At 63.7% G+C, this 22,196-nt stretch carries 14 protein-coding genes; 8 read left to right on the top strand and 6 right to left on the bottom strand.

What is annotated here, in order from left to right:
* Positions 1-39: 39 nt before the first annotated feature.
* A complete protein-coding gene (gene gltB, locus H7687_RS14695; RefSeq protein WP_183348695.1) occupies positions 40-4,620 on the bottom strand; it encodes a glutamate synthase large subunit in 4,581 nt (1,526 codons plus the stop codon).
* Between the two features lie 561 nt (positions 4,621-5,181).
* Between gltB and H7687_RS14690 the strand changes: the two genes are divergently transcribed.
* Complete coding sequence (locus tag H7687_RS14690; protein ID WP_183348693.1) at positions 5,182-6,360, top strand: methyl-accepting chemotaxis protein; 1,179 nt, start codon at positions 5,182-5,184, stop codon at positions 6,358-6,360.
* 157 nt (positions 6,361-6,517) lie between these two features.
* Positions 6,518-6,781: a hypothetical protein gene (locus H7687_RS14685; RefSeq protein WP_183348691.1), complete on the top strand. Its 264-nt coding sequence runs from the start codon at positions 6,518-6,520 to the stop codon at positions 6,779-6,781.
* A gap of 225 nt (positions 6,782-7,006) precedes the next feature.
* Here H7687_RS14685 and H7687_RS14680 read toward each other — a convergent pair whose 3' ends face one another.
* Positions 7,007-7,222 carry a CsbD family protein gene (locus tag H7687_RS14680; protein ID WP_183348689.1) on the bottom strand — a complete coding sequence of 72 codons (216 nt, stop codon included), beginning with the start codon at positions 7,220-7,222 and terminating at the stop codon, positions 7,007-7,009.
* 514 nt (positions 7,223-7,736) lie between these two features.
* On the opposite strand from H7687_RS14680, the gene H7687_RS14675 reads away from it, so the two are divergent.
* The 4 genes from H7687_RS14675 (at position 7,737) to H7687_RS14660 (ending at position 17,449) form a co-directional block, all read left to right on the top strand.
* Complete coding sequence (locus tag H7687_RS14675; protein WP_183348687.1) at positions 7,737-11,339, top strand: S8 family serine peptidase; 3,603 nt, start codon at positions 7,737-7,739, stop codon at positions 11,337-11,339.
* Positions 11,340-11,341: 2 nt separating this feature from the next.
* Positions 11,342-12,958 carry an RCC1 domain-containing protein gene (locus H7687_RS22120; protein WP_183348685.1) on the top strand — a complete coding sequence of 539 codons (1,617 nt, stop codon included), beginning with the start codon at positions 11,342-11,344 and terminating at the stop codon, positions 12,956-12,958.
* A gap of 92 nt (positions 12,959-13,050) precedes the next feature.
* The gene (hcp, locus tag H7687_RS14665; RefSeq protein WP_183348683.1) at positions 13,051-14,706 is read left to right on the top strand and encodes a hydroxylamine reductase; all 1,656 of its coding nucleotides are present in this window, start codon (positions 13,051-13,053) and stop codon (positions 14,704-14,706) included.
* Between the two features lie 166 nt (positions 14,707-14,872).
* Entirely contained in the window at positions 14,873-17,449 is a 2,577-nt protein-coding gene (locus H7687_RS14660) for a putative bifunctional diguanylate cyclase/phosphodiesterase (RefSeq protein ID WP_183348681.1), read from the top strand.
* A 429-nt stretch (positions 17,450-17,878) separates the two neighbouring features.
* On the opposite strand, the gene H7687_RS14655 is transcribed toward H7687_RS14660, so the two are convergent.
* Positions 17,879-19,138, bottom strand: coding sequence for a diaminopimelate decarboxylase (locus tag H7687_RS14655; protein ID WP_183348679.1), 1,260 nt, complete (start codon positions 19,136-19,138; stop codon positions 17,879-17,881).
* A gap of 47 nt (positions 19,139-19,185) precedes the next feature.
* Positions 19,186-19,656 (bottom strand): Lrp/AsnC family transcriptional regulator, encoded by a 471-nt coding sequence (locus tag H7687_RS14650; RefSeq protein ID WP_183348677.1) that lies wholly within the window; start codon positions 19,654-19,656, stop codon positions 19,186-19,188.
* A gap of 188 nt (positions 19,657-19,844) precedes the next feature.
* Between H7687_RS14650 and H7687_RS14645 the strand changes: the two genes are divergently transcribed.
* Positions 19,845-20,306, top strand: coding sequence for a cupin domain-containing protein (locus tag H7687_RS14645; protein WP_183348675.1), 462 nt, complete (start codon positions 19,845-19,847; stop codon positions 20,304-20,306).
* A gap of 164 nt (positions 20,307-20,470) precedes the next feature.
* Here H7687_RS14645 and H7687_RS14640 read toward each other — a convergent pair whose 3' ends face one another.
* Together H7687_RS14640 and H7687_RS14635 are read right to left on the bottom strand one after the other, a co-directional pair.
* A complete protein-coding gene (locus H7687_RS14640; RefSeq protein ID WP_183348673.1) occupies positions 20,471-21,382 on the bottom strand; it encodes a lysophospholipid acyltransferase family protein in 912 nt (303 codons plus the stop codon).
* 36 nt (positions 21,383-21,418) lie between these two features.
* The gene (locus H7687_RS14635) at positions 21,419-21,589 is read right to left on the bottom strand and encodes a hypothetical protein (protein WP_183348671.1); all 171 of its coding nucleotides are present in this window, start codon (positions 21,587-21,589) and stop codon (positions 21,419-21,421) included.
* Positions 21,590-21,970: 381 nt separating this feature from the next.
* Here H7687_RS14635 and H7687_RS14630 point away from each other — a divergent pair, with 381 nt between their 5' ends.
* The gene (locus H7687_RS14630; RefSeq protein ID WP_183348670.1) at positions 21,971-22,171 is read left to right on the top strand and encodes a cold-shock protein; all 201 of its coding nucleotides are present in this window, start codon (positions 21,971-21,973) and stop codon (positions 22,169-22,171) included.
* The last annotated feature ends 25 nt before the right edge of the window (positions 22,172-22,196 follow it).

Below are 22,196 nucleotides of genomic sequence, written 5' to 3'. Positions count from 1 at the left end.
AGCTCTATCCTATCTGAAGTATCAGGTCGTTTAGCTTATCTAGTGTGCTGCCTGGCTTGCGTTCTCTTCGAAGGCAGCGGCCAGTGCGTCGTCGCCGGTCAGGCCGGAGGCCTTGGCGCGCTCCAGGGCCTGGAGCACCCGCTTGTAGTCCATCGGCATCACCTTGACGAACTTGTGGGCGTGGGTCTTCCAGTCGTGCAGGATGCGGGTGGCGCGGGCGCTGCCGGTACGCTTGGCATGCTGCGCGATCATCTCCTTGAGGGTTTCCTGGTCCTGCTCGTCCAGGAGTTCCAGCGCCACCATCTCGGTGTTGCAGCGATCCTTGAAGTCACCGGCGCTGTCCAGAACGTAGGCAACGCCGCCGCTCATGCCGGCGGCGAAGTTCCTGCCGGTTTCACCGAGTACCACGACGGTGCCGCCGGTCATGTACTCGCAGCCGTGGTCGCCGACCCCTTCAACGACGGCGTTGACGCCGGAGTTGCGCACGCAGAAACGCTCGCCCGCCATGCCGCTGATGTAGGCGGTGCCGCTGGTGGCGCCGTACAGGGCGACGTTGCCGGCGATGATGTTCTCCTCGGCCTTGAACGGCGAGCCATCGGGGGGATAGACGACGATGGTGCCGCCGCTTAAGCCCTTGCCGAGGTAGTCGTTGACGTCACCGGTCAGCTCCAGGGTCATCCCCTTGGGTACGAAGGCGCCGAAGCTCTGCCCCGCGGAGCCGCGGAACTTGAGCCTGATGGTGTCGTCGGGAAGTCCCTCGGAGCCGTAGGCGCGGGTGACCTCGTTGCCGACGATGGTGCCGACCACGCGGTCGATGTTGGTGATGGGGAGCTCCGCGCTCACCTTCTCGCCCTTCTCGATGGCGGGTTTGCAGATCTCCAGGAGCCTGGTCATATCCAGCGACTTCTCCAGGCCGTGGTCCTGGCTCTCGGTGCAGTAGCGGCTCCCCTTGATGCCGGTTTGCGGCTGGTACAGCACGTTGCTGAAGTCGAGCCCCTGTGCCTTCCAGTGGGCCACGGCGCGCTTGGGCTCCAGGCGGTTGGCGCGGCCCACCATCTCGTTGAAGGTGCGGAAGCCGAGCTCCGCCATGATCTCGCGCACTTCCTGCGCGATGAAGCGCATGTAGTTGACCACGTACTCGGGCTTGCCGGAGAAGTTCTTCCTGAGCTCCGGATCCTGGGTCGCGACGCCGGCCGGGCAGGTGTTGCTGTGGCAGACGCGCATCATGACGCAGCCAAGCGTCACCAGCGGCGCGGTGGCGAAGCCGAATTCCTCGGCACCCAAAAGGGCGGCGATGGCGACGTCGCGGCCGGTTTTCAACTGGCCGTCCACCTCGACGATGATCCTGCTCCTGAGGTTGTTGAGCATCAGGGTCTGGTGGGTCTCGGCGAGACCGAGCTCCCAGGGGAGGCCCGCGTGCTTGATCGAGGAGAGCGGGGAGGCGCCGGTGCCGCCGTCGTAGCCGGAGATGAGCACGACGTCGGCATGGGCCTTGGCCACGCCGGCCGCGATGGTGCCGACGCCGACCTCGGAGACCAGCTTGACGCTGATCCGGGCGCGGCGGTTGGCGTTCTTCAGGTCATGGATCAGCTCCGCCAGGTCCTCGATGGAGTAGATGTCGTGGTGCGGCGGCGGCGACACGAGGCCGACGCCCGGGGTGGTGTGGCGGGTCTTGGCGACCCACGGGTACACCTTGTGGCCCGGCAGCTCGCCGCCTTCGCCCGGCTTCGCCCCCTGCGCCATCTTGATCTGCAGCTCGCTGGCGTTGGTCAGGTAGTTGCTGGTGACGCCGAAGCGGCCGGAGGCGACCTGCTTGATGGCGCTGTTCTTGGAGTCGCCCAGCTCGTTGGTCCAGGTGAAGCGCGCCGGATCCTCGCCACCCTCGCCGGTGTTGGAGCGGCCGCCGATCCTGTTCATGGCGATGGCCAGCGCCTCGTGCGCCTCCTGGCTGATGGAGCCGTAGGACATGGCGCCCGTCTTGAAGCGCTTCATGATCTCTTCGACCGGCTCGACCTCCTCGATGGGGACCGGGATGCGGATGTCGGTGTTGAAGTCCAGGAGGCCGCGCAGCGTGTAGAGACGCTCGTTCTGCTCGTCGATCAGCTTGGAGAAGACCTTGAACTCGTTGTAGTCGTTGGTCCTGGTGGCCTTCTGCAGGGACTGGATGGTGAGCGGGTTGAACAGGTGCTCCTCACCCTCCTTGCGCCACTGGTACTGGCCGCCCGGGTCCAGGGTCGGGTCGGCCGGCACGCGGTGCGGGTACGCCTTCTTGTGGCGCTGCAGAAGCTCGGCCGCGATGCCGTTCAGGTCGATACCTCCGATCCGGGACGGGGTCCAGGTGAAGTACTTCTCGATCACCGACTGGTGCAGGCCGACCGCTTCGCAGATTTGGGCGCCGCGGTAGCTCTGGATGGTGGAGATACCCATCTTGGCCATGGTCTTGACGATGCCCTTGATGGAGGCCTTGACGAAGTTCTTGACCCCTTTCTTGTAGTCCAGGCCGGGGAGCATCCCCTCCTGGATCATGTCCTCGATGGACTCGAAGGCGAGGTACGGGTTGATGGCGGTGACGCCGTAGCCCAAAAGCACCGCGAAGTGGTGCACCTCGCGCGGCTCGCCCGACTCGAGGATCAGGGAGGCGTGGGTCCTGGTCGCGGTGCGGATCAGGTGGTGGTGCAGGCCGGCCACGGCCAGCAGCGCCGGCAGGGCCGCGTACTCTTCGTTCACGCCGCGGTCGGAGAGTATGAGGACGGTGGTCCCCATCTCGATGTGCCGGATGGCGCTGCTGAACAGGCTCTCCAGCGCCTTCTCCATCCCCTCGGCGCCGTCGGACGCCTTGAAGAGCAGCGACAGGGTCGCCGTCTTGAAGCCGGGGCGGTCGAGCTCGCGCAGCTTGCCGAGGTCCTCGTTGGTGAGGATCGGGTGCTCCAGGCGGATGACGCGCGCGCTGGTGGAGGAGGGCTTCAGGAGGTTGGACTCCGAGCCGATCCTGACCGCGGTCGCGGTGATGATCTCCTCGCGGATCGGGTCGATGGGCGGGTTGGTCACCTGGGCGAAGAGCTGCTTGAAGTAGCTGTAGAGCAGCTGCGGCTTCTCGGAGAGGACCGCGAGCGGGGTGTCGGTGCCCATGGAACCCAGCGGCTGGATGCCGGAGGTCGCCATCGGCCCGATGATGGTCTCCTGGTCCTCGAAGGTGTAGCCGAACGCCTTCTGGCGCTGCACCAGGGGCGAATCCTCCACCGCCTGGGACTTCGCCTTGGGCAGGTCGGCCAGCGGGAGGTGGTTCACCTTGACCCAGTCCGCGTACGGCTTGGCGGTGGCCAGCTCGTTCTTGATCTCCTCGTCGGAGATGATGCGCCCCTGCTCGGTATCGACCAGGAACATCTTGCCCGGCTGGAGGCGCCCCTTCTTGATCACCTTCTCGGGCGGCACCTGCAACACGCCCGCCTCGGACGCCATGATCACCAGGTCGTCGTCGGTCAGGTAGTAGCGGCAGGGGCGCAGGCCGTTACGGTCCAGCACCGCGCCGATGATGCGGCCGTCGGTGAAGGTGAGGGCGGCGGGGCCGTCCCACGGCTCCATCAGGCAGGAGTGGTACTCGTAGAAGGCACGCTTCTCCTTGCTCATGGTCTCGTGGTTTTCCCACGGCTCCGGCACCATCATCATCACCGCGTGCGGCAGGGAGCGGCCGGTCATGAGCAGCAGCTCCAGGCAGTTGTCGAACATCGCCGAGTCGGAGCCGTTGGTGTTGATCACCGGCAGGAGCTTCTTGATGTCGTCGCCGAACAGTTCGCTGTTGAACATGGACTGGCGCGCATGCATCCAGTTCACGTTGCCGCGCAGGGTGTTGATCTCGCCGTTGTGCGCCAGGTAGTGGTACGGGTGGGCGCGGTCCCAGCTCGGGAAGGTGTTGGTGGAGAAGCGGGAGTGGACCACCGCGATGGCGGAGGTGACGTCCTCGTCGCGCAGCTCGGGGTAGTACTGGTCCAGCTGGGCCGGCATCAGCATCCCTTTATAGACGATGGTGCGGGTCGAGATGCTGGCCACGTACCAGTACGGATCGACTTCCTGGTCGCGGATCTCGTGGATCGCCCTCTGGTTCACCAGGTAGAGCTTGCGGTTGAAGGCGTCCTCGTCGGCGCAGTTAGCGCTGCGCTTGAAGAAGATCTGCTTCACCAGCGGCTCGCCCGCCTTGGCGGTGTCGCCAAGAGACGAGTTGTCGGTCGGCACGTCGCGCCAGCCGATCATCTCGACGCCCTCCTCGGCGATGATGCGCTGGAAGATGTGCTTGGCCGCGCTGCGCTCGGTGGCTTCCGGGGAGGTGAAGAGCATGGCCACGCCGTACTCGCCGGGAGCGGGGAGCTCGATGCCGGCTTCGGGGCAGACCTTGCGGAAGAAGGCGTCCGGAATCTGGATCAGGATGCCCGCGCCGTCGCCGGTGTTGTGCTCGCTGCCGACCGCGCCGCGGTGGTCCAGGTTCTCCAGGACGGTGATCGCCTGCTGGACGATCTCGTGGGACTTCTTCCCCTTGATGTTGGTGACGAAGCCGACGCCGCAGGCGTCGTGCTCGAACTGGGGATCGTACATCCCCTGCTTCTTGGGTAATCCGATTGTTTTCATGATGCAACCTTTGCGGGGGTAGTGTTCGGACAAATCGATCAACGCTTATCAGCAGTTACCGTGCCATGTGAAACGTATACGGGCGGAGGGGGGCATTGCTACGCAAAAACAAGTGTTTTTGGAATTGGAGTTTGCTCACTTTCTGGGTGGCGGCGCTGCTTTTGTCATACACGTGATTACAAGTGTTACTCAGTTGTGTACTCAGATTGGGTGCCGCCGTCGGGGGGAGAGCGGCAGGCACAGGCGCCGTCGCCACACTGTTTGCACCGGCACTGTTGCTTTCGGTCTCGGGCGGAGTTGGTGCATGTGGAGGGAGGGCAGTGACGTTTTCTGTTATATCGGCTCCTTGAGGAAATCTTTAAGAGAAAAATCTTTTGTGGCAGCGAGCCTGCGGCTGAGTCAGACTCTACCCTATGACGAAGTTGAGCCCGCCGTCGAGAAAAAAGAAAGATAAACAGCTAAAGCATCGTGGTTTCTCTCCGAAGAGGTTCTGCAGGAAACTGGTACAGACGGCAGTGAGGCCGGTCTGTTGCTGCAAGAATTGAAAAGCTGGAGACGGTCATGAACTTTCTACTCGATCTCTACCTCCACCTCCGCATCCGCACTCGCATCATCCTGCTTTGCATCTGTTACAGCTTTTGCATCGTGTTCGCCGTGGTGGCGGGAAGGTCGTTCTCACTGGCCCTGTCGGTGGTCTCCACCATCGTGTTCCTGGTCCTGGGCGCTTTCTTCAGTGGGCTGCTGTTCTGGTCGGTCAACGACGCGCTGCAGCGCATCATCGCCATCCTGAAGACCATGATCGACGGGGATCTCTCCCAGCCCATCGCCGCCAAGCGCAACAACGAGATCAGCACCATCATCCGCTCCATCGACGCGCTGCAAAGCACCATGCGCGACATCATCCGGCAGATCAAGCAGAACTCGGAGCAGGTGGCCCAGACCTCGCACCAACTGCAGCAAAACGCGGAACGCATCTCCGCCGGTACCGACGATGCCGCCGCCCAGACCAACGCGGTCGCCGTCGCCAGCGAGCAGATGGCGGCAACCTCCGGCGACATTGCGCGCAACTGCATGAGCGCCGCCGACAACTCCAAGCGCGCCAGCCAGACCGCCGGCCTCGGGGCCGACGTGGTGCGCCAGACCACCCAGGGCATGGAGCGCATCGCGAGCAGGGTGCAGGGTGCCGCCACCACCGTGGAGGAGCTGGGCGCCCGTTCCGACCAGATCGACCAGATCATCGGCACCATCCAGGACATCGCCGATCAGACCAACCTGCTGGCCCTCAACGCCGCCATCGAGGCCGCCCGGGCCGGGGATCAGGGGAGGGGGTTCGCGGTGGTCGCCGACGAGGTGCGCGCCCTGGCGGAGCGCACCACCAGCGCCACCCGGGAGATCGGGGAGATGATCAAGGCGATCCAGGGGGGGACCCGCGGCGCGATCGCCGCCATAGAGGAAGGTGTGGCCGAAGTGGGGAAGGGGGCCGAGTTCTCGGCGCGTTCCGGTCAGGCCCTGGAGGAGATCCTGGCCCAGGTGGGCGAGGTGAACGGCCAGATCGGCCAGATAACCGCCGCCGCGCAGCAGCAGACCGCCACCACCGACGAGATCACCCGCAGCATCCAGAAGATCACCGATGTGGTGCAGCAGACCGCGCGCGGGGTGAACGAGACCGCCGCCGCTGCCACAACACTGGCGCTGCAATCGGAGGAGTTGGAGCGGCTGGTGGGGCAGTTCAGGCTGTAACCTTTTCTGCGGTGGGGGTTGCTTCCCCCCCGTCAACTGTGCTATAGCTGCGGACAATGCTGCACCCAAGGCTGCAGACGGCCGCCCTGTCCCCGCAACCATTGTGAAGGGGTTACCCGCCAGGTAACCCCTTTTTGTATCTGCTCACGGAAGCCTCATGTCGAAGAACGGAAAGTTGAAGAAAGCGAAGAAAGTTGAAAAACGCCGCCTGCAGATGCAGGAGGCCCTTGAGTGCCTCCCTCTCAAGGAGGCCGCCGGGAGCGACCCGCTCCCCAGTACGCTCCTCACGGAGAACGATGACTTTCATCCGGCGCCACCGGTGAGGAAAAAGCCCAAGCAGTGCACCTTTCCGCCCTGCGGTCGCTATCTCGATCCCTCCTGCCTGGTCTGTCCCTACTGCGGAACAGCGCTGCCGGATTAAGCGGAAGGGACAGGCCCCGTCAGGTGCCTGTCCCTCTAGCGGAACGCTCCTTTCAGCTCAGCCACCTTCCCCAAACCATTAAGGGGGACAGGCACCTGCGGAGTCAGTCCCCTCGCCAAATAGACGACAAAGGGGACAGGCACCTGCGGAGCCAGTCCCCTCGCCAAATAAAAAGGGACGGCGCATATGCCGTCCCCATCCGGTCCTGCCTGTCAGCCGCTAGAATCAGTATTTACCGTGACGGCTGGTGTCCTTTTCGAGATCATCCTCGATGTTTTTTTCAGCTTTACCGACGTTTTTCTGCACTTTGCCGGCTATTTTTTCGGCCTTGCCTTCGGCTTCCAATGAAACATTCCCGAATATCTTGCCGGTAGTTTCCTTTACTTTGCCTTTTGTTTCATGGAGTATGCCCTTTGATGTATCTCTGCTGCTGGATCTCATGGCTAATCTCCTTTTCCAAGTCTTTCTTACCAGTGTTGTAGTTGGGGTGCATCCACGACTACAAACTGATTTTATCACGTCTAGCGCTTCGAAATACAGTCTAATATTTACATCGATGTGAGGCACGCCCTGGTTGTTCTTGCGCAGCAGTGACCTGCACCGTCTAGAGGGACAGGCACCTAACGGAGCCAGTCCCTTTTGACTTGCGCAGCAGTGGCCTGCGGTGGCGAAGATCAACGCTCGCTCTGCGGTATTTCGAAGACCGGGCCGGGGGTGAAGACTCCCGAGACCTACAACTGTTCCGGCGATCCCACACCGGCGCAGGAGAGCGGGCCCCTGTTCCGTGTTGTCTCGCTGATCTCAGGAAAAACGAAAGATGCGGGTAGGCGGTAATAAAGAGTGTTGTTACATTAACTTTCTCTTTGACTTGCTGCTCTGCATCTACTACTGTGCCTCCGGTGTTTTGTATTGCGATGTTAATGCTGCGGTTCATTCCGCATCGATGGAGGCGGATATGCGACGGATCTTCGGGCTGAAGGGCCTTCTGCTTGTCATCTTCTTTTTCAACTGCACCTTCACTTACGCAGGCTTTGACACGAAGACGGCGTCCCCACCGGTGCAAGACGAGGACCGGCCTCCCCGTTCGGAACGTTCCCAACCACGGCCCCCGCGCCCCAAATACAGAAACGACGAACTGCTGATCAAGTTCAAGGCCGGCGTCCCGGAACGAAACAGCAAAAACGTGCACGGCAGGCGGGGAGGGAGCCTGGTCCGGGAGTTCTCCCGGCTGCGCCTGCATCACGTGAAGCTGAAAAAAGGGGTGAGCGTCGAGGAGGCACTCAAGGAGTACCGGGCCGAGCCGGAGGTGGAGTACGCGGAGCCCAACTTCATCTACGCGCCCCTGCAGCAGCCCGACGACGTCATGTTCAACGAACTCTGGGCGCTGCGCAATACCGGCCAGACCGGAGGTACGGCGGGTGCCGACATCAAGGCGACCGCCGCCTGGGACCTCGCCACCGGCAGCAGCGAGGTGGTGGTCGCCATCATCGACACCGGCATCGACGCCAGCCATCCCGATCTCGCTGCCAGCGTCTGGACCGGCGGCGGGTTGGACAGCTTCAACCAGGACCCGGATCCCTTCGACGATCACGGCCACGGCACCCACGTCGCGGGCACCATCGGAGCGCGCGGCAATAACGGCCTGGGCGTGGCCGGCGTCAACTGGAACGTCAAGCTCACCGCCTGCAAATTCATCGGCGCCGACGGTTACGGCGACACCGCCGCCGCGGTCCAGTGCCTGGAGCACATCAAGGGACTCAAAGACGCCGGCGCGAATATCGTGGCCACCAACAACAGCTGGGGGGGCGTCGACTTTTCCCAGGCTCTCTACGACGCTGTTGACGCCCAGCGCGACATCCTCTTCATTGCAGCCGCAGGCAATAACGGCTCCGACAACGACAGCATCCTTTTCTACCCGGCGGCGTTGGATCTTCCCAACGTCATTTCCGTGGCCGCTACCGATCATAACGACGACAAGGCCTCCTTCTCCAACTACGGTAGCCGCAGCGTCCACGTGGGCGCACCGGGGCAGGACATCCTCAGCACGCTTCCCGCCGTCAACATCTGGAGTCTCACCGGCGGCTACGGTAAGCTCTCCGGCACCTCGATGGCGGCGCCGCACGTGACCGGTCTCGCCGCCCTGCTGAAGGCTCAGCAGCCGTCCCGGGATTGGCGCACCATTCGCAACCTCATCCTGGCCGGAGCCGATCCGGTGCCGTCGCTGGCAGAGAAGACCCTCACCGGGCGGCGCATCAACGCCCTTGGCGCCCTCAGTTGCACCGACAAGCCGCTGCTGGTCCCCACCCAGTACCCGGCAGAGTTCCCCCTGAGCTCCGGCACCTACACGCTTTCCGCCATGAGCATAAACTGCGGCAATCCCTCCGGTCCCGTCACCGTGACCACCTCCGAGGGCGACACGGTCACCCTCCAGGATGACGGGGTCTTCCCCGACCTTGCCGCGGGCGACGGCATCTTCTCCGCCTCGTGGACCGTCCCGTTCTACATCATCCCGAAGCCGGTGCAGTACCTGAAGTTCTCCTCGCCCGCCGGAGTCGCCTATGTACCCTCGCTGTCCATCACGGGCTACCTCCCGGAGGGGAACCTCAACCACGGCTACCGGCAGTACCTGCAGTCCGCCGGCGGCGTCGCACCCTACACCTGGACCGTCCAGGGGACGCTTCCGGACGGCCTGACGCTCAACGGTGCCACGGGCGAACTCTCGGGATTTCCCCGGCGCAGCGGCACCTTCACGTTTGTCGTCACCGCAACCGACGCCATTGGTCATGGGGGGAGCAAACCGTACTCGGTCCAGGTGTCGGACGGCCTGGTTATCGAGGATCGCTTCATGAGCTACCGTGCCGGCACCAACAGCGTCCCCAGGGGGATTGCCGTGGACGGGGCAGGCAACACCTACCTGACCGGTGCCCTGCAAAACGGCGCACAGGACGGACTGGACCATTACCTGACCGTGAAATACAGCCCCGCCGGCTCGCTGCTTTGGAGCAGGACCTACGACAGCGGCATCAACGAATGGTCTCAGGGGGTGGCCGTTGACGGCAGCGGGAACCTGTACGTGACCGGCGGGGAGCCCGATCCCACATGGCTGCCTTCCTCCATAACGCACCTGGCCTGCACCACGGTCAAGTACGACGCGCAGGGAAACGAACTGTGGAGCCGCAGTTTCGACGACGGCAAGATAGATTCCGCCAGGGAGGTGGCCGTGGATGCCGTGGGCAACGTCTACGTCGCGGGCTACACCACCTATGAGTATCCCTGGCGCCACGACACGCTGCTGATCAAGTACGATGCAGCCGGTAACGTGCTCTGGTCGAGAAGCTACGACGCGGCGGAAGTGGACCGTGTCTTCTCCGTCGCCCTGGACGCCGCCGGAAACGTCTACATGACCGGCGATAAAGGGGTTCGGGGGGCGGACGGCTATTACAGCTACCAATACCAGACCCTGAAGTACAGCCCAGCGGGAGACCTGCTCTGGGTCAGGAACTACGACGACTATACCGCCTATGCCGTTGCGGTGGGCGCCGACGGCTCGGTCTACGTGGCGGGTGATTATTTCGCCGTTGTGAAATACAACGCCGACGGTGCCGTGCTTTGGAACAAGGTGGTGCCGGTGGGCGGGGTCAACGGACAGGAACTGCACATCACGAGTCTTGCCGTGGGCAAGAAGGGGCAGCTGTATGCGGCCGGCCGCTTCTTCGACGGCTCCGCCACCATATACGCCCTGGCCAAACTCGACGCCAACGGCAACATCCTCTGGACCAAGCCGATCCCCGGCGCCACCAAACCGTACGTTACCATCGCCCTCGCGCTGGACAGCAACGACGCCCTCTACGTCACGCGCCCCTATGACGGCGGCATGGTTACCAGCGTCTACCTGGAGCCGCTGGTCGTGGAGCCGCTTGCCGTCGCGGTGAAAGGTAAGCCGTACAGCCAGGCCATGACGTTCAAAGGTGGCGCCGCCCCCTACACCGTTTCCCTCGCGGCCGGGGCACTGCCGCCCGGGCTCGCCATCGACCCCGCGACGCAGGTTGTCTCCGGCACCCCGACTGCCAGTGGAACCTTCACGTTCACCCTCCAGCTCAGTGACGCGGCCGGCGCGCAGAACCTCGCCGATTCCGTGCTGCGGGTCTACGAGCCCCTGGAAATTGCCTTCACCGACAAGGGGACCGGCAGGGTCGACTTCTCCACCGGCGCCAGCTGTTCCGGCCCGTGCAGCCTCTCCTTCGAGCCGGGGACGGTGGTCACCATGAGCGCGACTGCCGGCCTTGATTCACTCTTCACCGGCTGGAGCGGCGCATGCTCCGGGACCGGCAACTGTACCGTGACCATGGACGGCACCAGGGAGGTGGGCGCCGGATTCAAGAGGCTCACCTCCACCCTGACCGTGAGCCGCCCCTGGAGCGGGTCGGGAAGCGTCCAGGCAACGCCCGGGCTCGCCTGCACCGGGAACTGCGCCCAGGTCTACGACTTCGGCACCGAGGTGACCCTCAGCGCGACTCCCGCCGCCGGCTCGGTCTTCGCCGGGTGGGGGGGAGCCTGACCATGACAGCCGACCGGCTCGTGTTCGCCAAGTTCCAGCCGGCCGGCCCCGACCTACCCCTCATTGCTGCCGGCAACTGGCACGGCGCCGTGCTCAGGGGGGACGGGACCATCTCCACCTGGGGAGACAACGTGGACGGTGCCCTGGGCGACGGGAGCTCCGGATACCGGCTTGCGGCGACTGCCAACCCGGTGTTTACCGGGGCGCTTGCCGTGGCGACCTACTCGCACACCCTGGCCCTTAAGGAGGACGGCACCGTCTGGAGCTGGGGCAAGAACAGCGAAGGGCAACTGGGGGACGGCGGCACGGTCAACCGGTCCGCTCCGCAACAGGTGCCCGGTCTTGCCGGCGTGACCGCCATTGCCGCGGGCCCCTCGCACAGCGTGGCGCTGAAGTCCGACGGCACCGTCTGGGGGTGGGGGACCAACTACGGCCGCCTGGGCGACGGTACGCTCGACCAGCGCGCGCTGGCGCCGGTTGCTGCCGCGGGCATCACGGGTGTGACAGCCGTTTCCGCCGGGGGGAGCCACACGCTGGCGCTCAAGGCTGACGGCACGGCCTGGGCATGGGGCAACAACGACAGCGGCCAACTCGGGGACAGCAGCATCATCAGGCGCCTGAGTCCGGTGCAGGTCGGCTCGCTTTCCGGGGTCGTCACCGTTGCCGCCGCACAGGGGCACTCGGTGGCGCTGAAGAGCGACGGGACCGTCTGGACTTGGGGCCTCGGCTCTTCAGGCCAACTCGGCACCGGTTCCACCGCCACCAGCAAGACCCCGGTGAAAATCCCCACCCTGTCGGGAGTGGTTGCCGTGGCCACCGGTGACTACCACACTCTGGCCCTGAAGTCCGACGGCACCGTGTGGGTCTGGGGGTACAGCTTCAGCGGGACTCTCGGTGACGGGACCACCGTGACGCAGCGCAACACGCCGGTCCAGGTCACCGGTCTGTCCGGGGTGGTGCGCATCGCCGCAGGCGGCTCCCATTCCTACGCGGTCAAAAGCGACGGCACCGTCTGGGGGTGGGGCGACAACACCCGCGGCAGCCTGGGGGACGGCGCCGGGGAACGCAGGTATGCCCCGCAACGGATCCCCGTCCCCGCCGCCACCCTGAGCTGCGATTTCACCGCTTCCGCGAGCACCGGGCCGGCACCGCTCAGCGTGGCCTTCTCGGACCTCTCGACCGGAGCGCCCACCTCGTGGCTGTGGAACTTCGGCGACGGGGCCACCGCCACCGCCAGAAATCCCGTACATGTCTACAGCACCCCGGGGAGCTACACCGTTTCCCTGACCGCGACCAACCAGAGCGGTTCGTCGACGAAATCGAAGGGAGGCTACATCAGCGTCCTTACCTGCTCCAACCCGCCGGTGCGGGTCCAGTCCGTCCCGTCGGTGCTTTTCGCCGATCCCCTCGCCGCCTTGCTGCAGGCCATCGATGACGATGTTGTCCAGCTCCAGGGCGTTCCGTTCGCCGGTGACCTCACTTTCGACAGGGAGATCAGGGTGCGCCTGCAGGGTGGATACGACTGCGCCTACAACGCGGCCGCGGGGAGCGCCACCCTGACCGGGAACCTAAAGGTGACCAAGGGGACGGTAAGGCTGGATGGAGTACGGCTCAAGTGATTTGGCCGGTCGACGCTGCCACAGGTTGAAAACTGTTCCGGATCTGACAAACTCTCCTGATTGGAAAATTCCAACCTTTCAAGGAGGCATACATGGCTAGTGCAATGTTTTGTCGGCAATGCGAACAGGCGGCTCGCGGGGTAGGGTGCGAGGTGATGGGGAACTGCGGCAAGAACCCCGAGGTGTCGGCCCTTTTGGACCTGATGATCTTCGGGCTGCAGGGGGTGGCGCTGTACGCGAGCAAGGCGCGGGAGTTGGGGCAAAAGGATGAGGAGGTGGACCGCTTCATGCTGGACGGCCTCTTCACCCGGGTCACCAACGTCAACTTCGACCCCGATGACATAGCGCGCCGGTTGCAGAACTGCTACCGGATGAAGGAGAAGGCGAAGGCCCTCTACGAGGACGCCTACCGCCAGCAAAAAGGGGGCGAGGCGCCGCAACTGACCCAGGAGGCGGCCGCCTGGCAGCCGGCCGGGGACACCCGGGCGCTCATCGACCAGGGGCGGCAGCACGGCGTCCTCACCTGGCACCAGGACCCAAACATCCTCTCCACCATAGAGATCCTCATCTACGGCCTGCTCGGCATGGGCGCCTTCGCCTGGCACGCCGCCGAGATGGGGAAGGAGGACGAGGGGATCTACGAGTTCATCCACCGCTCCCTGGCCAAGACCACCGACCCGCAGGCGACCCTGGAGGAGTTCGTGGGCCTGTCGCTTGAGTGCGGCAAGTGGAACCTGCGCACCATGGAGCTCCTCTACGACGGGCACGCCGAGAGGCTGGGCGCACCTGAGCCGATGAAGGTGAACCTCGGCACCCGTGGCGGCAAGGGGATCGTGGTCTCCGGTCACGACCTTCCCATGCTGGAGGAGATCCTCAAACAAAGCGATGGCAAGGGCATCAACGTCTACACCCACGGCGAGATGCTTCCCGCCAACGGCTACCCGGGCCTCAGGAAATACCCGCATTTCGCCGGCAATTTCGGCACCGCCTGGCAGAACCAGGCCCGCGAACTCCCCGACTTCGCCGGCGCCATCATCTTCAACACCAACTGCATCCAGAAGCCCGAGGCGAGCTACACGGACCGCCTCTTCACCTGGGGTGAGGTGGCCTGGCCCGGCATCCCGCACCTGGAAGGGTACGACTTCACCCCCGTCATCGACAAGGCGCTGGCGCTGCCGGACCTCCCCGAGAACCCGGGGCAGGAGATCCTGGTGGGCTTTGGCCACGAGGCGGTGTTCAAGGTGGCCGGCGCCGTGGTGGATGCGGTGAAAAACGGCGCCGTGAAACACTTCTTCCTGATCGGCGGCTGCGACGGTGCCAAATCCGGGCGCAACTACTTTACCGAGCTGGCCGAGAAGGTCCCCAAGGACTGCGTCATCCTGACCCTAGCCTGCGGCAAGAACCGCTTCAACCGGTTGGAGTTCGGGGACATCGGCGGCATCCCCCGCCTGCTCGACGTGGGGCAGTGCAACGACGCCTACTCGGCCATCCGCATCGCGGTCGCCCTCGCCGACGCCTTCCAGTGCGACGTGAACCAGCTGCCGCTGTCCATGATCCTGTCCTGGTACGAGCAGAAGGCCCACGTGATACTGCTCACGCTGTTGCACCTGGGCATCAAGGGGATCCGCCTGGGACCCTCTCTCCCGGCCTACGTGTCGCCGGCGGTGCTCGACTTCCTGGTGCAGAACTACGACCTGGGCCCCATCACCACCCCGGAGCAGGACCTGCAGCACGCGCTGGGACAATGATCCTTCCTTGCTGAGACAGTGGAGGGCGGCGGTTGCGCCCTCCACCATCTTTTCCCCCTGTCGATTCAATCACCCGCTCCCCCCCCAATATCAGTCCTCAGGATTTCAGTCATGGTGCCGATAGTATGACTGGACAGTTCCAGTTTTTCCTACCTGAGGGAGTACCATGCAACTTTGGCTTAAACTGCTTCTGAGTTATCTCGCCATCATCTGTGCCACCGTCCTGATCTCGATCGGCGGGATCTCGGGGGCGCAGAAGGTACGGGACAGCTTCTACAAGGTGAACAAGGAGGTCATCCCCCACCTGCTGGTGCTCAAGGACCTCCGCTATGCGGGGCTGCGCATCGTCTCCTCTTCCATGGAGTACGCGTTCCTGTCCTCGGTTCAGCCTGCCGAGGGAGAGGGGAAGGAGGACCTGGAGGCCAAGGAGGAAGAGGTGCGGCTTCTCGAGGAGGGGCGGGCGAGTTTTGTGAGCAACCTCGATCTCTGTAGCAGGATCCTGGTGCATGGGACGGAACGGATGCCCAGGGCGCTGGAACTGAGCGGACAGGTCCTGCTCAAGGAGTCCCGGGATTACATCGGCGTGGTCGACGCCAGGGGGCATAGCTCCCAGTTGATCGAGTCCAAGGAGCGTTTCGAGAAGGCGGAGAAGGATTTTCTGCAGGCGGTCAACGCCGCGCACGACCGGGAGATGACGGAACTGAACCAGAACCTGGCGGCGACCCTGCACAGCGTCTCCAGCGCCATCATCTCGGCGGTGGTGCTCTCCGTGGCGGCGCTGACCGCAGCACTGCTTTTGAGCGTGACCATTCCGTACAAAGTCTCCCGCCGCATCCGCATGCTCAAGGACGCCGCCGCTGCTGTCGCCGCTGGCAGGCGTGACGTGGTCGTCCCGGAAACGGAGCACGACGAGATCACGGCCGTTTCGACCTCCTTCAACACCATGGTGCAGCGGTTGCGCGATTACGACGAGCAGCTGAGCTCGACCAACAAGTACCTGGACAGCATCATCGCCACCATGCCCGAGGCGCTCACCGTGGTCTCCCGGGAAGGGGAGATCCTCGACATGAACCGGGCCACGGAGGAGGTGTTCGGCTTCGCCAGGAAGGACCTCCTTGGCCGTGACTTCGCCGGCTTGTTCGTCGACGCGAGCCTGGGCGGCGATTTCATCGCCGCGGTGCTGCGCCAGGAAGGGCTGGTGGAGCGGGAGGCGAGCCTGGTGACCCAGGACGGCCGCGCCATCCACGTGCACCTGTCGGCGACCATGCTGGAGTCGAGCGACAAGAGGGACCGCTTCCTCTGCCTGAGCCACGACATCACGCTGCGCAAACAGGCGGAGCAGGAGGTGCACAACCTCGCCTACTTCGACCAGTTGACCGGCCTGGCCAACCGGACCCTGTTCTACGACCGCTGTTCCCAGGCGCTCGCCCGCGCCAGGCGCTACGGCGAGATGTTCGCCGTCCTGTTCTTCGACCTGGACCATTTCAAGGACGTGAACGACACCCTGGGACACCACGCCGGGGACCAGCTGCTGCAACTGGTGGTGCAGCGCTTCCGGAGCATCATGAGGGCGAGCGACACCTTCGCCCGCCTGGGTGGGGACGAGTTCGCCCTGCTGTGCTGCCAGGTATCGGGGGCGGACGGTGTGGCCAAGCTGGCCGCGAAGCTGCTCGACCTGGGCAAACAGCCTTTCGAGGTGGAGGGGCGGCAGATCTATTCCGGCGCCAGCATCGGCATCGTGCTCTTCCCGGAGGACGGCGACGACATCGCGACCCTGTTGAAGAACGGCGACCTCGCCATGTACGCGGCCAAAAGCGCCGGCGGGGGGCGGTACCAGTTCTTCTCGGCAGGATTGAACGAGCAGGCGCAGGAGCGGGTAGCCCTCGAAGCGGCCTTGCGCGATGCGCTGAAAAAGGATCTGCTGACGCTGCACTACCAGCCGCAACTCGAACTGCGCGAGGGACGGGTGGTCGGCATGGAAGCGCTGGCGCGCTGGCACGACGATACCCTGGGGACGGTCGCACCGGCGCGGTTCATTCCCGTCGCCGAGCAGACCGGGCTGATCCACGAGCTGGGAGCCTGGGTGCTGCGTGAGGCCTGCGCCCAGTGCAAGCGCTGGCACCAGGAAGGGTACCCGGTGACCGTCAGCGTCAACGTCTCGATCAAGCAGGTGATGCAGGAGGGGTTCTCCGAAATGGTGGTGGGGACGCTCCTCGAGGTCGGGCTGGAGCCGCGGTACCTGGACCTGGAGCTGACCGAGAGCATGCTCATGGAGAAAGCGGCCGAGTCGGTGGCGCTTTTGCGCATGTTCAAGTCGCTCGGGGTGCAGATCTCCATCGACGATTTCGGCACCGGCTACTCTTCGCTGAGCTACCTGAAGAACTTCTCGGTGGACCGGATCAAGATCGACCAGTCCTTCGTCAGGGATGTGACCGTCCGGGACGACGCCGTCGGCATCATCAAGGCGATCGTGGCCATCGGGCACAGCATGGGGCTGCAGGTGATCGCAGAGGGGGTGGAGACCCGGGACGAGCAGGAGAAGCTGCTGCTGTGCAAGTGCGACCAGGTTCAGGGGTACCTGCACGCGAGGCCGATGCCCCCCGTCCAGGCCGCCGCCTTCCTGCGGGACGCCTTCGCCCGCGCCGCCGCGGCATCCGGAGAGGATGTCCCCCCCTCCCTTGACGGGCCTGCGCGCCGAAGCGCTACGTCCAGCGAAGGCGGGAGGGGGACGGGGGGTGGGTGAAGCCCCAAGCTGCGGAAACGATGGCCAGTTCCCCCACCCCCTAGCCCCCTCCCGCAAGGGGAGGGAGGGACCTGTCAACGCCGGATAAAAAAAGGCACCCCGCCGTGCGGCAGGGTGCCTTTTTCATTTCATGCTGTACCGGTTGTATCCTCGGTCCTACCTCAACCGAAAGCCTCTATGGCTTGAGCACGGTGACTGGGCTCAAAGGGGCGTTCCGCTAAAGGGACAGGCACCTGACGGAGCCAGTCCCTTCTGCCGCGCTGCGGCTTGAGCACGGTGGCTGGGCCGAAGGGGCGTTCCGCTAAAGGGACAGGCACCTGACGGAGCCAGTCCCTTCTGCCGCGCTGCGGCTTGAGCACGGTGGCCGGGCTTGAAGGGGCGTTCCGCTAAAGGGACAGGCACCTGACGGAGCCAGTCCCTTCTGCCGCGCTACGGCTTGAGCACGGAGGGCTCGAAGTTGTAGGTGGCGAAGTAGTCCTCGACGGTCTCGGCGCGGCGGATCAGCTCCACCCGGCCGTCGGCGCGCAGCATGAGCTCCTTGGGGCGCAGCCTGCCGTTGTACTGGAAGCCCATGGCGTGGCCGTGGGCGCCGGAGTCGTGGATCACCACCAGGTCGCCGTCCTCGATGGGGGGAAGGTCGCGCTGGATGGCGAACTTGTCGTTGTTCTCGCACAGCGAACCGACCACGTCGTACACTTCGCTACGCTCGACCCCTTCCTTGCCGACCACGTCGATGTGGTGGTAGGAGCCGTACAGCGCCGGGCGCATCAGCGAGGACATGCAGGCGTCCAGGCCGATGTACTTGCGGTAGGTGTCCTTGCTGTTGATGGCGGTGGCCACCAGGGCGCCGTGCGGGCCGGTCATGAAACGGCCGCTCTCCATGAACATGGCCGGTGCGTGGCCGTGACGGGCGCGGAAGCCGTCGAAGATCGCGGTGATCTCCTTGGACATGGTGGGGAGGTCGAGCGCCTTCTGCTCCGGGCGGTAGGGGATGCCGAAGCCGCCGCCGATGTTGACGAACTCGAACTGGATCCCCAGTGCCGCCTCGACTTCCTCGGCCACCTCGAGCACCATGCGGGCGGTCTCCACGATGTAGGTGTAGTCCAGTTCGTTGGAGGCGACCATGGTGTGCAGGCCGAAGCGCTTGGCGCCGCGTGCCTGGGCCCTTCGGTAGGCCTCGACCACCTGGTCGTGGGAGACGCCGTACTTGGCCTCTTCCGGGTTGCCGATGATGACGTTGCCGGTGCGGCGCGGGCCGGGGTTGTAGCGGAAGCAGATCAGTTCCGGGAAGACCGGTACCTTGTCGATCAGCGAGATGTCGTCCAGGTTCAGGATGCAGCCGCCGTCCTGGGCGGCGAATTCGAACTCCTCCTGGCTGGTGTTGTTGGAGGTGAACATGATGTCTTCCGGCTTCGCGCCCAGCTGGCGGGCCTGGATCAGCTCGGGAATGGAGCTGCAGTCGAAGCCGAATCCCATTTCCTTCATGAGCTTCAGGATTTCCCGGTTCGGGAGCGCCTTGACGGCGAAGAACTCGCGGAAGCCGGGGATGCCGGAGAAGGCCTTGATGAGGCTGGCGCCGGTCTCGCGGATGCCCGCCTCGTCGTAGATGTGGAACGGGGTCTGGAAATGCTGCTGGATGGCGGGGATCCGGGGGAACAGGCGTTCTTTGAAAGAAGCGGACATCGGCATGACTTTGGTTCTCCTTCTATTGATGGTAGCTTGCGTAACGTGCGTGATTAAGAGTTACGGCCGTGGCCGTTGTGTTCCGTAAGGTCCACCCTTCGGGTTTCCTTGACCGTTTCCAGGACCACCTGGGTCCGGATCGACTTCACCCCCGGCAGCGGCCTGATCTGCTGCAGGATGCGGGACAGGGTGGTGTGGTCGGCGGTCCTCAGCTTGACCAGGAAGCCGTCGGGACCTACCACCTGGTGTACCTCCTGCACCGACGGGATGGCGGCCAGGGCGGTAGCGGTCTGCGCGTCGCTCCAGTCCGCCTCGACCTGCACGAAGGCGGAGAGCCCCTGGTGGAAGCAGGCGGGATTCAGCCTCACCTCGTACCCCTCGATGATGCCGCGCTCCTCGAGCTTGCGGATCCGCTCCAGCACTGCGGAGGGTGCCATCCCTACCTGGCGGGCCACCTCCGCGTTGGGGATTCTCGCCTTCTCCTGAAGAATCTCCAGTATGTGGATGTCTATTTCGTCGAACATTCTCGTTTACACCTTTCGCTGCGAATTTTATTCATATTGTCATACGTTGTAAAGAATTTTTTTCGGAAGGACCCGGTGCGTCGAGCGGTCCGGGAGAATTGTCTGGTGCTGGCGGGGGCGGCAACCGTACAATAGAGGTCAGGTAGGTGGAATAACGAGGGTTCTCAGGCTGTTGAGGAGGCTCAGAGATGAAAAGGACAATACTGTTCCTGATGATGGTCTTCTTCTCCCTGTCCGCAGTTGCAGGGGCGGCGGAGAAGAAGGTAAGCAAGGCCCCGGTGCAGCAGGTGATGGTACTGCCGGACCAGGTACAATGGCATGCCGGTCCCCCGGCGATACCCGGCGCGCAGATGGCCGTTCTGGATGGGGATATGGCGAAGGCCGGTTTCTTCGTGGCGAGGATCAAGCTGCCGGCCGGGGCCAAGATCGCGCCCCATTACCATGGCAACGTGGAGCGGGTGACGGTAATCTCCGGCACCGTCAAGCTGGCCATGGGAGCGACGCAGGACAACCCGACCGTGCTTCCGGCGGGAAGCTACTTCGCCATCCCGCCGAGGATGGTGCACAACGCCTGGGTGGACGAGGAAACCGTCCTGCAGATAGCGACGCGCGGGCCGTGGAGCATGCACCTGGCGAAGGGCGCCAAGTAGTGTTGTGCAGCAGACAACATGATAAGTAGCAAGACAAAGGGACCAGCCGGCGGGCTGATCCCTTTTTGCATCTGGTGCCCCAGCTGCTGAGGGGCGGGGCGGTCCGATGGTTACCCTGCCGGACACGGTTGGAATAGTGTGACGAGCCGCGGCGGCCCCTCCGCTCAGGCGGGGACTCCGGCCCGTTTCCAGCGGCGGTGCACCCAGTACCACTGCGCGGGATGGGCGGCCACGAAGTTCTCCACGTAGCGTGACAGGGCCTGGGTTTCCCTTTGCGTGCCGGCGTCGCTTTCGTCACCGGAGAAAACGTGTTCGGGGTGAAAGGTGATCACGTGGCGCCCCCCCTCGCGGTGGATGAAGACCGGGAGCAGCGGGGCCCGGCTTTTCCGGGCGATCAGCACCGGCGATTTGGATGCCCACGCCGTGCGCCCCATGACCTCGATGAGGACGCCGTCCTCCGGGTTGGCAGCCTGGTCGGCAAGGATCCCCACCAGTTCCCCGGACCTGAGCGCGTTCAGTATGCCGCGAACCGCACCCTTCTTGTAGATGATGCGGCTGCGGTAGCTCATGCGCATCCGCTCCACCATCCGGTTCAGAAACGGGTTGTTCTGGCGGCGGGCCACCACCGCGCCGTTGCCGAAGAGCCGGCTGAAGGCGAGCGCCATCAACTCCCAGTTGCCGCAGTGGCCGCTGAAGCAGATGACGCCTTTCCCCTTGGCCCTGGCCGCCTCGTAATGCTCGTGCCCCCGCACCTCGATGCCGTCGATGAGCACGTCACCACGTCCATGGTACAGCTTGCAGATCTCGGTGAGGGATTGGACCAGGTTCTCGAAACTGGCCCTGGCAAGCAGCCGCGCATCGTGGTTGCAGGAGGTCCAGAGCGGGTGCTGCTCCAGGAAAGGCAGCGCGTTCTTCAGGTTGTCGGCGACCACGGTGCGGCGGCCGGGGATCAGCCGGGAGAGGACGAAGCCAAGCGGGATGACGCAGCGATCCAGTATCGCGCCGGGGGTGACGGCAACAAGGAGGGTGAGGCAGTAAAAAACGGCAGCTTGGAGCATCCAAAAGAGGCGTTGCATGTACTTTGACTCCGGGAAAAAGGTGTGGTGACCGCGCTATGCCTCAGGTCCGGCCGCTGCATCCTCATCGCCTTCGTCGTCCGGGGAGAGGCCGTCTTCGGCGCCCTGGGTCGCCTTGTCCTGCTTGCGCAACAGCTTTTCGTCCTGCTTTTTTTTGCGGTCCAGCTCTTTCTGGCGCTTCTGAAACTTGAAATTCGGCTTAGCCATGTCGGTTTCCTCCCAAATGCGCCGGTCGCTCAGACGGCAGGATACAAGCGCCACCGGAAAAAATTTTTTGCTATTTTTGAGTGAACCATACTGAATGACATGTGTGTCAATAGCAAGGTTAATCGTATTAACAGAATCTGCTGTCGTAAATTATGCCGCAAGTTATGTGTAATTGCTCGTTTATTTACATTTCAGCCACTGCCTGGAAAGCTTCCACAAAACGGAAATAAAGACTTTGCTCATGTCTGCTGCCAGATAAAAATAATGGCCGCACTATTTAAATAGCTTGCTTTGCTAATACCAAGCTGTTAGTTTGATTCATCAGCCGCAATTATACGGTCTGAAAAAACAGAAAAAGAAGTCAGGAGAAGGGATTTAATAATGGCAAACGGTACCGTAAAGTGGTTTAACGACAGCAAGGGGTTTGGCTTTTTAGAGCAGGAAAGCGGAGAGGATGTGTTCTGCCACTTCTCGGCCATCACCGGCGACGGGTTCAAATCGCTGGCAGAAGGCGACGCTGTCAGCTTCGACGTGGTCAAGGGGCCCAAAGGGCTTCAGGCGTCCAACGTCAGAAAGATTTAGGTAAAGGACCGGCGGGACGGCGCGC

It is taken from the genome of Geomonas paludis (assembly GCF_014193585.1).
Taxonomy (GTDB): Bacteria; Desulfobacterota; Desulfuromonadia; order Geobacterales; family Geobacteraceae; genus Geomonas; species Geomonas paludis.
The sequence above is the reverse complement of the archived record's forward strand: the minus strand, read 5'-3'. Positions and strand labels throughout refer to the sequence as shown.

What these genes read in the sequence shown, in the direction of transcription:
- gltB (WP_183348695.1), bottom strand. Translation starts at nt 4,620, where the DNA reads ATGAAAACAATCGGATTACCCAAGAAGCAGGGGATGTACGATCCCCAG.
- H7687_RS22120 (WP_183348685.1), top strand. Translation starts at nt 11,342, where the DNA reads ATGACAGCCGACCGGCTCGTGTTCGCCAAGTTCCAGCCGGCCGGCCCC.
- H7687_RS14630 (WP_183348670.1), top strand. Translation starts at nt 21,971, where the DNA reads ATGGCAAACGGTACCGTAAAGTGGTTTAACGACAGCAAGGGGTTTGGC.
- H7687_RS14690 (WP_183348693.1), top strand. Translation starts at nt 5,182, where the DNA reads ATGAACTTTCTACTCGATCTCTACCTCCACCTCCGCATCCGCACTCGC.
- hcp (WP_183348683.1), top strand. Translation starts at nt 13,051, where the DNA reads ATGGCTAGTGCAATGTTTTGTCGGCAATGCGAACAGGCGGCTCGCGGG.
- H7687_RS14660 (WP_183348681.1), top strand. Translation starts at nt 14,873, where the DNA reads ATGCAACTTTGGCTTAAACTGCTTCTGAGTTATCTCGCCATCATCTGT.
- H7687_RS14645 (WP_183348675.1), top strand. Translation starts at nt 19,845, where the DNA reads ATGAAAAGGACAATACTGTTCCTGATGATGGTCTTCTTCTCCCTGTCC.
- H7687_RS14685 (WP_183348691.1), top strand. Translation starts at nt 6,518, where the DNA reads ATGTCGAAGAACGGAAAGTTGAAGAAAGCGAAGAAAGTTGAAAAACGC.
- H7687_RS14675 (WP_183348687.1), top strand. Translation starts at nt 7,737, where the DNA reads ATGCGACGGATCTTCGGGCTGAAGGGCCTTCTGCTTGTCATCTTCTTT.
- H7687_RS14635 (WP_183348671.1), bottom strand. Translation starts at nt 21,589, where the DNA reads ATGGCTAAGCCGAATTTCAAGTTTCAGAAGCGCCAGAAAGAGCTGGAC.
- H7687_RS14650 (WP_183348677.1), bottom strand. Translation starts at nt 19,656, where the DNA reads ATGTTCGACGAAATAGACATCCACATACTGGAGATTCTTCAGGAGAAG.
- H7687_RS14640 (WP_183348673.1), bottom strand. Translation starts at nt 21,382, where the DNA reads ATGCAACGCCTCTTTTGGATGCTCCAAGCTGCCGTTTTTTACTGCCTC.
- H7687_RS14680 (WP_183348689.1), bottom strand. Translation starts at nt 7,222, where the DNA reads ATGAGATCCAGCAGCAGAGATACATCAAAGGGCATACTCCATGAAACA.
- H7687_RS14655 (WP_183348679.1), bottom strand. Translation starts at nt 19,138, where the DNA reads ATGCCGATGTCCGCTTCTTTCAAAGAACGCCTGTTCCCCCGGATCCCC.